At 60.8% G+C, this 1,673-nt stretch carries 1 protein-coding gene; it reads left to right on the forward strand.

Annotated features, from left to right (window positions below):
* Positions 1-265 precede the first annotated feature (265 nt).
* A complete protein-coding gene (locus tag IP76_RS20170) occupies positions 266-976 on the forward strand; it encodes a hypothetical protein (RefSeq protein WP_054160042.1) in 711 nt (236 codons plus the stop codon).
* The last annotated feature ends 697 nt before the right edge of the window (positions 977-1,673 follow it).

The following is a 1,673-nucleotide window of genomic DNA, read 5'->3' on the forward strand; positions in this document are numbered from 1 at the left end:
CTCGGCCTTGCAATTGTGCTCAAAGTGTATTGTGGCCCTTCCAAGAGGTTTCGCCGCTGGGGCAGCTCTCCACCGTCACTCGCAGGCAGCGGCTTCACACACCGCCCACAGTTTCGGTTTGCAAGCCGCAAATCTACCCGACTTTCGGAACGTTTGCTGCCGACCATCCTGCTAGCCTGCCTCCACTGCTGAAGCCACGAGCAAGGACTCGCCCCTTGCATAACTGCGCTGTACCGCGGCAAACGACTGCTCGCAGCCTCAGGAAATGAAGGGCGGCATCCGCGGCGCGATCCGGCGCACCTGGCAGGATGAGCAGCTGCTCTGGCAGCTGCTGCTGGCGGGCGCCTTTGCCGGCAGCGTGGTGGGCACCATCCTGGTGCTGAGCGGCCTGGCTGATGTGACCAACTTTTGCCTGAACAACCAGCCCCTGGGCGTGGGCGCCGGCATCAAGCTCCAGCCGCCCCTGACCGCGCTGAGCACAGAGGTCATGCGCATTGAGCGCGCCAAGGTGACCAACCCCAACGGCACCTTTAACTGCGGCCGCTTCTTCCGCTTCGACTGGACGCTCTGGGCGCTGCAGTTTGTGTTCATGTGCATCTTTGGATTCATCTGGTACAAGCGCGCCATCCGCCGCTTCATGCCTGGCCTCGTGGCCATCGGCACCGCCGTGACAGCCTGGCACATGTACAAGTGCAACTACACCCTGGACATGGAGCCCTGGACCTACGGCGAGCTGCACACCGGCGGCTGGGTGATCGGCGTCGGCCTGGTTGCCTGCATGATCGGCAACTTCTGCATGCTGCTCTTCGCCGGGCCCTACTCGGAGCGCGAGCGCGACGCCGCCCGCGTGGCTGCCGGAAAGTCTGCTGGCACCATGGCCTCGTCTGATGCCAACATGAAGGGCCTCGGCGGCACCCAGAGCAGCTTTGACACCGAGAGCCCGCGGCCCACCACCGTTGTGGCCTCTCAGGTGTGAGGTGGCCAGGTAGGTAGAGGCGTAGGCACACCTTGCGCTCACACCTTGCGCTATTTTGCGAGGCTGCCAGGCCTCTACCAAGCACCTTTCCCAACCCAACTGCATCACCATCAACTTGGCCGGCCAAACGGTTATGTCTGCTGCCGGCACCACCTGCCGCTCCCATCCCACAGCCATGCGACCATCACTCCCTGCCCCGTGAAACCCAACCCCGCCTCTTTCTTTTCGATTCCCGCCAATTTTCGCCGCATGCCACCCCACCGTGGTTTTCAACCCTTTTTTTCTCGCAAAAAAAAATCTTCTCGCACCCGCGCAACTACTCAGCCTTCGAAAGCCTTCAAACTTGGTCATGGCCACTGCTGTGCCGTGCCTGGGCCCTCCAAATCCGTTCCCGATCTTTTTCACGCCACAATGCCTGCCCTCCCAAAGCACATTGTTGCTGCTCTTCCTTTATCCCACCCCAACATGGCCAACCGCACCACAACCTGCACCGTTTACCTGCACAGCCTCCGTCAACCTGGGCCCCCGCCTTCCCATCCACTCCCACTGCTGCTTTCCCATTCCGGCGCCAGTTTTCAGCCATTCACCTGGAGCCAGCTTTGCCTCACCTTGCAACATAGCGATGCTTTCAATGAGTGATTTCAGTAAGGGCGCGACGGGCGCGCATCAAGAAGAAATGTGTAAGCAATTGTCAACT

The sequence above is a fragment of the Rhizobium sp. AAP43 genome (assembly GCF_001296045.1).
Taxonomy (GTDB): Bacteria; Pseudomonadota; Alphaproteobacteria; order Rhizobiales; family Rhizobiaceae; genus Allorhizobium.